An 8,848-nucleotide genomic window follows, 5' to 3' on the forward strand; every position below is an offset into this window, starting at 1 on the left:
GATCCCCCCCCGCCCGCGCCGAGCGCCGCACCCGAGAAGTGCCGCGCCGGGGCGGCCAGGACCCCGACCGTCCCGGTCTGCTCGACACCCCCGCCCGGGTGGCCCGCGCCTACCGGGAGATGTTCGCCGGGCTCTACACCGAGCCCGACGAGGTGCTGGCGACGACCTTCGACGAGGGCCATCAGGAACTCGTACTTGTCCGCGACATCCCGATGTACTCCACCTGCGAGCACCACCTGGTGTCGTTCCACGGCGTCGCGCATGTCGGGTACATCCCCGGCACGCACGGCCGGGTGACCGGGCTGTCCAAGCTGGCCCGCGTCGTCGACCTCTACGCCAAGCGTCCGCAGGTGCAGGAGCGGCTGACCAGCCAGATCGCCGACGCGGTGATGCGCAGGCTCGACCCGCGCGGCGCGATCGTGGTGATCGAGGCCGAGCATCTGTGCATGGCGATGCGCGGCATCCGCAAGCCCGGCGCGAGCACAACCACCTCGGCGGTGCGCGGCCTGTTGCAGACCAATGCCGCCTCGCGAGCCGAGGCGCTGGACCTGATCCTGCGCAAATGAGCGAGCCCCTCGTGACCGCGCGCAACGGCCGCTCGTGTGTGGTCATGGGTGTGGTGAACGTGACCGGGGATTCGTTCTCCGACGGTGGTCGCTATCTCGACCCCGAGCTCGCGATCGCGCACGGTATCGCGCTCTACGAGGCGGGCGCCGACATCGTCGATGTCGGCGGTGAGTCGACCAGGCCGGGTGCCGATCGGGTCGACCCGGCCACCGAGGCGGCCCGGGTCACCCCGGTGATCCGCGGACTGGTCGCCGCCGGAGTGCCGACCAGTGTCGACACCATGCGCGCCGAGGTCGCCGAGGCGGCGCTGGGCGCCGGTGTCTCGGTGATCAACGACGTCTCCGGCGGTCGCGCCGACCCGAACATGGTGAAGGTCGTCGCCGAGTCCGGTGTGCCCTGGATCCTCATGCACTGGCGGGCGGGCGCCGACTACCGGCACACCGGCCCGGCCGACCACTACGACGACGTCGTCGCCGAGGTGCGCGCCGAACTCGCCGCACAGGTCGACCTGGCCGTCGCCGCCGGAGTCGACCAGGACCGGCTTATTCTCGATCCCGGCCTCGGCTTCGCCAAGAACGCCGAGCACAACTGGGAACTGCTAGGCGCGCTGCCGGAACTGGTCGCGGGCGGTCTGCCGATCCTGATCGGCGCCTCGAGGAAACGTTTCCTCGGCGCACTGCTGGCCGACGAGTCCGGCCCGCGTCCGCCGGACGGCAGGGAGACAGCCACCGCCGCGGTCTCGGCGATCGCCGCCAGCCAAGGTGCGTGGGGTGTCCGGGTGCACGACGTGCGTGCCTCCCTGGACGCGATCGCCGTCGTCGACGCGTGGCGCCGAGCCACCGCCGCCCGAGGAGTCACCCGATGAGCTCACCGCTGCTGCCCCCGCCCGCCGGCCGGTCCGCGACCTCGCGGATCGAACTGCGCGGGCTGCGCGTGTTCGGCAGGCACGGCGTGTTCGACTTCGAGCGCCGCGACGGCCAGGAGTTCGTCGTCGACCTGACGGTGTGGGTCGATTTCGCCGCGGCCGCCGCCTCCGACGACCTGGCCGACACCGTGGACTACGGCGCCCTGGCCGAGCGCGCGGTGCGCATTGTGGCCGGTCCGCCGCGCGATCTGATCGAGACGGTGGTCTCCGAGATCGCCGACGACGTGATGACCGACCCGCGGATCGAGGCGGTCGAGGTGGTCGTGCACAAGCCGTCGGCGCCGATCCCGCACACCTTCGCCGACGTCCGCGTGGTGGCCACCCGCTACCGCACGGTGGACCCGGGGCCGCGCCGATGACGCGCGCCGTCCTGTCGATCGGCTCGAACCTGGGCGACCGGCTCGCGCACCTGCGCCGTGTGGTCGACGCGCTGGGCGAGCGGGTGCTCGCGGTCTCGCCGGTCTACACGACCGCCCCGTGGGGCGGCGTCGACCAGGACGACTATCTCAATGCCGTTGTCGTGGCCGAGGATCCGGCCTTCGACGACTACGCCTGGCTGCGCGTCGGCCAGGAGCTGGAGCAGGCGGCGGGCCGGGTCCGCGAGGTGCGGTGGGGTGCGCGCACACTCGATGTCGACGTGGTGACATGCACCGACGCCACCGGCGCCGCCATTGCCCGCGCCGCCGATCCCGCGCTGATCCTGCCCCATCCCCAGGCGCACAACCGGGCCTTCGTCCTGGTCCCGTGGCTCGACGTCGACCCGTCGGCGCAACTGCGGCTCGACGGCGCCGACGTGCCGATCGCCGAATTGCTCGCCGGTCTCGACCCGGCCGAGCGCGCAGGCGTGGTGCGCACCGATCTCGTATTGCGGGACGAGCGCCCGTGCTGAAACCGACCCGGGTCCTCGATCTCGCGCTGAACGTGGTGGTCGCCGCGGCGATCGCCTGGGTCGCCACGCGTTTCGCGTATTCGACCTTCCCGTCGATCTCGGTGGCGGCGGGCGCCTCGCTGCTGCCGGTCGCCGCGATCGAGGCGGCGCTCGGCTATGTCATCAAGGCCAAGATCGCCGACGAGAAGATCGGCGACGGGCCCAACGAACTGCATCCGATCAATGTGGCGCGCGCGGTCGCCCTGGCGAAGGCCTCGCTGCAGGTCGGTTCGCTGGCGGCGGGTGTGTGGCTGGGATTCCTGCTGTGGGTATTCCCACAGCGCGGCACCGTGACGGCGGCCGCGGCGGATTCGCCGGGCGCCGTGGTCGGTGTGCTGGCTGGTTCCGCCCTGGTTGCTGCGGCTTTGTGGCTGGAGTACTGCTGCCGGGCGCCGGAGGAACCGCCCGAAGAACCCGCTACCACCTAGCAATTTGCGAATGGAATCACCGCGCGGTTTGGTGGGCCGACCAGCATATTCCGGCTACCCTGGCCCACATGGTTTCACCCTCCCGTAGCACTCCGCCCCGTCGACGGCGGGACGACGCGGGAAAGCTCTTCATCGGCGTGCTCATCCTGCTCGGTCTGACGGCAAGTGTTTTCCTGATCTTCAGCGAGAACGTCCACTATGTACGAGTAGGCCTGGTAGCGGCGTTGTGGGCGGCCGTGATCGGCGCGCTCGCGGCCACCCGGTATCGCAAAGATTCCGCGGTCGACAAGGCCAAGGTGCGCGACCTCCAGACGGTGTACGAGTTGCAGCTCGAACGTGAGATCAACGCGCGCCGTGAGTACGAGATGGGCATCGAGGCGCGGGTGCGCGCCGAAGTCGGCGCCGACGCCTCCGAGATCGCCGCCCTGCGTGCCGAACTCACCCTGCTGCGCCAGAACCTGCAGGTCCTGTTCGATGGCGCGCTCCCCGACGAGCAGCTGGCCCTGCAGGCCGACGCGGTCCGCATCGACGCCCTGCCCGCCGGCGGGTTCGACGCCTTCGACGACGCCGACCACGATTTCGCCGATAGCCCAGTGGATGCCAACGCCGCCTGGTTCGGCCCTTGGCAGCAACCCCCCAGCGCACTGAAACCGGTCTTCATGCAACCGGTCTCGGCCAATTTCGCCGACCCCTACGACGACCCGGTCACCGCCGAAACGTCCGCGGTCCAGCTCGACGACTACGCCGAAGCCCAGCAGGCCGAAGCCGCCGCCGCGCAACCCGCCGAGCCGGCGCCGGCCAACGGGAAGACCCCGCCGCCGCGCCTGTCGGCCCCGCACACCAGGAAGATCGACGACTTGGGCGCGACGGCCGCCCCCGCCACCGACGGCGCATCCGCCCCGGAGCCCGCCACCAACGACGGCGCGCCCGCCCAGACCGTCACTCCGGAACCCGTCGGCAACGGCACCGCCGAGCCATCTGCTGATGTCACCCCGGAACCCGCGCCCACCGCCCCCGCCACCCTGTCCGAGCCCTCCAACGGCGCAACTAAGGCCCCGGCCACACCCAAGCCTGCATCCAACCCCGCCCCGGCCGTCGGCACCAGCTCCCGTCGCCGCCGTCGCGCTGAGGAAGAAGGGGCCCCTCGCCTTTCTGTGGCCGATATCATGGCGAACCTCGAGTCGGAGTCCAGCACTCGTTCGTGAAACTCGGTCGAGCGGCGCGGCCCATGCCGGATCAGTGCGGTGACCAGTGATTTCGTGATGTACATGGGTAACTCGTCGGGTACGGGCAACCGTGACCCGACGCTGTCACCGCCGTCCGCCAACGCAAGGCAACCCCGTATCTGAGTCTGGCCAAGAGTCGCGGGGAGGCGGAACAAGCTATCCTCGATCGGTAACGTCCGGTACCCGCACTGCGGGACTGGAACGCAAATCGAGAGGACAATGTTGACCTCGAGAAGTGTCAATTCCGATGGCGCGAACGTGGGTGTCGACCCTGCGCCCGCACGACTGACGGTGGGAATCGTCTCGGCGGGACGGGTGGGTTCGGCTCTGGGTGTCGCGCTCGAGCGAGCCGGTCACGTGGTGTTCGGTGTCGCCGCGATCTCCGATGCCTCGGTGCACCGGGCGCGGACGCGGCTGCCCGACTCCCAGATCCTGCCGGTCGAGCAGATCGCCCAGCGCAGTGAACTGTTGCTGCTCGCGGTCCCCGACGCCGAGCTGGCCGGCCTGGTCCGTGGCCTGGCGAGCGCGAACGTCGTCCGCCCCGGCACGATCGTGGTGCACACCTCCGGCGCGAACGGTGTCGGCGTGCTCGCGCCGCTGACCGAGCAGGGCGCGCTCGGCCTCGCCATCCACCCCGCGATGACCTTCACCGGCCACGACGAGGACATCGACCGTCTCGCCAACGCCTGCTTCGGCATCACCGCCGCCGACGAGGTCGGGTACGCGATCGGCCAGGCGCTGGTCATCGAGATGGGTGGCGAACCGGTCAAGGTGCCCGAGGATCAGCGCACGCTGTACCACGCCGCCCTCGCCCACGGCGCGAATCACCTGGTCACGGTCATCGTCGACGCGGTCACCGCGCTGCGTGCCGCCCTGGCGGGCCCCGGCCTGCTCGGTCAGCCGGTGATCGACGACCAGCCCAACGGCCTGCCCGAACGTCTGCTCGCCCCGCTCGTCTCGGCCGCGCTCGACAACGCGCTGCGCCGCGGCGGCGCAGCGCTGACCGGCCCGGTGGCCCGCGGTGACGTCGACGCGGTCGCCGCGCATCTGACCGCACTGGAGTCGCTGGACAAGCGCCTGGCCGCGTCCTACCGCGCGATGTCGCTGCGCACCGCCGAACTCGCCAAGACCAATCCGGCCCTGCTGGACCTGCTCGCCAAGGAAGGCCACTGATGGAACCCAGAGAAGTGCACCACCACCAGGGCGGCCCGCGGGCGACCGGCGCGTACAAGCCCGGCGTGCTGACCGTCCACCACGATCCCGAGGTGCTCGACACGGTGACCAAGGCGCTGCGCGGCGCCGGTCGCACGGTCGGTTTCGTGCCGACGATGGGCGCGCTGCACGAGGGCCATCTGCAGCTGATCCGCCAGGCCAAGCTGACCAATCAGGTCGTGGTCGTCTCGATCTTCGTCAACCCGCTGCAGTTCGGCGCCAACGAGGATCTCGACGCCTACCCGCGCACCCTGGACGCCGATCTCGAACTGCTCCGGCACGAGGGCGTCGACCTGGTATTCGCGCCGACCGTCTCCGACATGTACCCCGACGGCCCGCGCACCACCGTGCTGCCCGGTCCGCTCGGCGCCGAGCTCGAGGGTGGCAGCAGGCCGACGCATTTCGCCGGCATGCTCACCGTCGTCGCGAAGCTGCTCAATATCGCGCACGCCTCCGAGGCGTACTTCGGCGAGAAGGACTACCAGCAGCTCACGCTGATCCGGCAGATGGTCCGCGACCTGAACATGGACGTCAAGATCGTCGCCTACCCGACGGTCCGCGAGCCCGACGGTCTTGCCCTGTCCTCGCGCAACCGCTACCTCGACGCCGCCCAGCGGGAAGCGGCGCTGGGCCTGTCGGCCGCGCTGGCCGCGGGCAGGCACGCCGCCGGTCTCGGCCCCGACGCGGTCGTGCGGGCGGCGCGCGGCGTGCTCGACGCGGTCGACGGCATCCAGATCGACTACCTCGAACTGCGTGACAGCAACCTGGGCCCCGCACCCACCGCGGGCAATGCCCGGCTCCTCGTCGCGGCCAAGGTCGGCGAGACCCGCCTGATCGACAATGCCCCGATTGTCCTCGGCGCCCAGCTCGACGGGCACCCCGACGCGAACTCCCTGCCTGCCTCGCAGGCGCACTGAGAAAGGCGACGACGATGTTGCGCACCATGATGAAGTCGAAGATCCACCGTGCCACGGTGACCCATGCCGACCTGCACTATGTGGGTTCGGTGACCGTCGACCAGGATCTGCTCGACGCCGCCGATCTGCTCGAGGGCGAGCAGGTCTGCATCGTCGACATCGACAACGGCGCCCGCCTCGAGACCTACGTGATCGCGGGTGAGCGCGGTTCGGGCGTGATCGGGATCAACGGCGCCGCCGCCCATCTCGTGCACCCCGGCGACCTGGTCATCCTCATCGCCTACGGCCAGATGGACGAGCAGGAACTGCGCGACTACGACCCCAAGGTGGTCTTCGTCGACGACCGCAACCGCCCCGTCGAGCTCGGTTCGGACCCGGCGCACGCGCCCGAGGGTTCCGGCCTGACCTCCCCGCGCTCCCTGTCGTTCGCCTGAACGCGGCGGGGGGACTGCGATGCTGCTGACGATCGACGTCCGCAACACCGGAATCGAACTCGGCCTGTTCACCGGCAGCGGCGAGCACGCGAAACTGGTGCGGCACTGGCGTATCCACACCAATCCGCTGCTCACCGCCGACGAGTTCGCCATGCAGGTGCGTGGCCTGGTCGGTGACGAGATCGACCAGGTGGTCGGCGTCTCGGCGTTGTCGACGGTGCCGCCGGTGCTGCGCGAGCTGCGCACGATGCTCGCGCGCTACTGGGCGCATGTGCCGCACGTGCTGGTGGAACCCGGTGTGCGGACCGGTATCCCGCTGCTGGTGGACAACCCGAAGGAAGTCGGCGCCGACCGCATCGTCAACTGCCTTGCCGCGTTCCGTCACTTCGGCGGTCCCGCGATCGTTGTCGATTTCGGCACCGCGATCTGCGTCGACCTGGTCTCGGCCAAGGGCGAGTTCCTCGGCGGCGTGATCGCGCCCGGCGTGGAGATCTCCACGGAGGCGCTGGTCGAGCGCAGCGCGCTGCGCCGCGTCGAGCTCACCCGCCCGCGCTCGGTGCTCGGCAAGAACAGCATGGAGTGCATGCAGTCCGGCGCCGTGTTCGGTTTCGCCGGCCTGGTCGACGGGCTGATCGACCGGATTCGCGACGAGTTCGACGCGTTCTCCGGCACCGATGTCACCGTCGTCGCCACCGGTGCGGGCGCGCCGCTGATCGTCCCGGAATCGGAGACCATCGATCAGCACGAACCGCATCTGACGCTGACGGGCCTGCGCCACGTCTACGAGCGCAACAAGAAGTGACTGTGGTGCAGGTCATTTTCGCCGAAGCGCGCGTCAACTGCTAAACTCTCGCTCATGTTCTTCCGTGTGAGCACCCAGGAGTGTTGTCGAGGCTGACCTGCCTCGACCGTTCGAGGCTGACGTTTTCCCCTCGACCGATTCACACCTCCTGGAGATTCGCTCATGCGTTCTTCTGTCCTTTCCCTTTCGTCCGCGCGCGACGGCTATTCGGCGACACCCCCGCTCGACCGGGCGGTGGCTTCGGCGTTGCCGACCCGATTACGGCCCGCTGACCTGCTGCGACTCACCGACGAAGGCGCCGAAGACGTCCTCGCCGGCCGCTACGACCACCTGCTGCCCGCCGACGGCGTCTGGCCGGCGGAACAGCGCTGGGCGACCCGGCTGATCGCCGACGACGAGGTCGATGTCTGGCTGATCAGCTGGACGCCCGGAAAATCCACCGAATTGCACGATCACGCCGGTTCCCTCGGCGCGCTCACCGTGCTCAGCGGCGCGCTCTCGGAATTCCGCTGGAATGGTTCGGAGTTGCGCAGGCGCACGCTCGCCGCCGGCGATCAGGCCTCGTTCCCGATCGGCTGGGTCCACGATGTGGTGCGCGCGCCCGCCGCCGCCGAATCCGTCGGCCCGCTCGATCCCACGCTGAGCGTGCACGCCTATTCCCCGCCGTTGTCGGCGATGTCCTATTACGAGGTGACCGGTCACGGCACCTTGCGGCGAACCAAAACCGTCCTCACCGACCAGCCCGAAGGTGACCTGTGATGAGTCGTTTGACGATTGATCAGATGCTCGAGAACGCCCGCGCCGACCTACGCAGGCTCTACGTCTACGACCTGCCGTCGGCATTGGCCAGGGGCGCGATTCTGGTCGACATCCGCCCGGCCGCGCAGCGTGTCAGTGAGGGTTCGCTGCCCGGCGCGCTGGTCATCGAACGCAATGTCCTGGAATGGCGCCTCGATCCGACGTCGTCGGCCCGTTTGGCACTGGCCGCCGACCACGACGTGGAATGGATCATCTTCTGCTCGGAGGGCTACACCTCGAGTTTGGCCGCGGCCTCGTTGCAGCAGTTGGGTTTGCACCGGGCGACCGACCTGATCGGCGGGTATCAGGCGCTGAAGTCGGCCGGCCTGTTGACCGTCGCGGTCGGCGCCCCGCACTTCGCCCGCGAGGTGAAATCGCTTGCCGCACTATGAATGAACACGTGATTCGTGAGCTTCCTCACTGATCAAGGAGTGCCCAACCACGCTGCCCAACCAGCCGTAGTGGTGCGCTGAATAATCGAAAGTTGCTCACTGATCTAGTGAGGACATGGGTAACTCCCCGACCACCTCCCACCTGCCGCGTGCATGAGTTGATACCGAGATCTGCCGGAAAACCTTGCGGACGGCACGCTGAATTCAGGGGATGCGGAA

General features: G+C 69.4%; 12 protein-coding genes. All 12 read left to right on the plus strand.

Features of this window, described 5'->3' with window-relative positions; all coding sequences use genetic code 11:
- A partial coding sequence (gene folE, locus ACFWPJ_RS16715) for a GTP cyclohydrolase I FolE (protein WP_378852236.1) occupies positions 1 to 566 on the plus strand: 566 nt, incomplete at its 5' end.
- The gene (folP, locus tag ACFWPJ_RS16720; protein ID WP_378852238.1) at positions 563 to 1,432 is read left to right on the plus strand and encodes a dihydropteroate synthase; all 870 of its coding nucleotides are present in this window, start codon (positions 563 to 565) and stop codon (positions 1,430 to 1,432) included. The genes folE and folP, both read left to right, overlap by 4 nt.
- Positions 1,429 to 1,851 (plus strand): dihydroneopterin aldolase, encoded by a 423-nt coding sequence (gene folB, locus ACFWPJ_RS16725; RefSeq protein ID WP_378852240.1) that lies wholly within the window; start codon positions 1,429 to 1,431, stop codon positions 1,849 to 1,851. Before folP ends, folB begins: the two co-directional genes overlap by 4 nt.
- Complete coding sequence (folK, locus tag ACFWPJ_RS16730; RefSeq protein WP_378852242.1) at positions 1,848 to 2,381, plus strand: 2-amino-4-hydroxy-6-hydroxymethyldihydropteridine diphosphokinase; 534 nt, start codon at positions 1,848 to 1,850, stop codon at positions 2,379 to 2,381. The genes folB and folK overlap by 4 nt, the downstream gene beginning before the upstream one ends.
- Positions 2,375 to 2,848: a DUF3180 domain-containing protein gene (locus tag ACFWPJ_RS16735; protein WP_378852244.1), complete on the plus strand. Its 474-nt coding sequence runs from the start codon at positions 2,375 to 2,377 to the stop codon at positions 2,846 to 2,848. The genes folK and ACFWPJ_RS16735 overlap by 7 nt, the downstream gene beginning before the upstream one ends.
- A gap of 68 nt (positions 2,849 to 2,916) precedes the next feature.
- Entirely contained in the window at positions 2,917 to 4,053 is a 1,137-nt protein-coding gene (locus ACFWPJ_RS16740) for a DUF6779 domain-containing protein (protein WP_378852246.1), read from the plus strand.
- Positions 4,054 to 4,293: 240 nt separating this feature from the next.
- Entirely contained in the window at positions 4,294 to 5,247 is a 954-nt protein-coding gene (locus ACFWPJ_RS16745) for a Rossmann-like and DUF2520 domain-containing protein (protein ID WP_378852248.1), read from the plus strand.
- The gene (panC, locus tag ACFWPJ_RS16750; protein ID WP_378852250.1) at positions 5,247 to 6,203 is read left to right on the plus strand and encodes a pantoate--beta-alanine ligase; all 957 of its coding nucleotides are present in this window, start codon (positions 5,247 to 5,249) and stop codon (positions 6,201 to 6,203) included. Before ACFWPJ_RS16745 ends, panC begins: the two co-directional genes overlap by 1 nt.
- A gap of 14 nt (positions 6,204 to 6,217) precedes the next feature.
- Positions 6,218 to 6,637 (plus strand): aspartate 1-decarboxylase, encoded by a 420-nt coding sequence (panD, locus tag ACFWPJ_RS16755; protein WP_110041391.1) that lies wholly within the window; start codon positions 6,218 to 6,220, stop codon positions 6,635 to 6,637.
- Between the two features lie 19 nt (positions 6,638 to 6,656).
- Positions 6,657 to 7,439, plus strand: a complete 783-nt coding sequence (locus ACFWPJ_RS16760; RefSeq protein WP_378852252.1) for a type III pantothenate kinase — start codon at positions 6,657 to 6,659, stop codon at positions 7,437 to 7,439.
- A gap of 162 nt (positions 7,440 to 7,601) precedes the next feature.
- Positions 7,602 to 8,198: a cysteine dioxygenase gene (locus ACFWPJ_RS16765; RefSeq protein ID WP_378852254.1), complete on the plus strand. Its 597-nt coding sequence runs from the start codon at positions 7,602 to 7,604 to the stop codon at positions 8,196 to 8,198.
- Positions 8,198 to 8,629 carry a rhodanese-like domain-containing protein gene (locus ACFWPJ_RS16770; RefSeq protein ID WP_378852256.1) on the plus strand — a complete coding sequence of 144 codons (432 nt, stop codon included), beginning with the start codon at positions 8,198 to 8,200 and terminating at the stop codon, positions 8,627 to 8,629. The genes ACFWPJ_RS16765 and ACFWPJ_RS16770 overlap by 1 nt, the downstream gene beginning before the upstream one ends.
- Positions 8,630 to 8,848: the final 219 nt, after the last annotated feature.

It is taken from the genome of Nocardia sp. NPDC058497, assembly GCF_042720195.1.
GTDB lineage: Bacteria > Actinomycetota > Actinomycetes > Mycobacteriales > Mycobacteriaceae > Nocardia.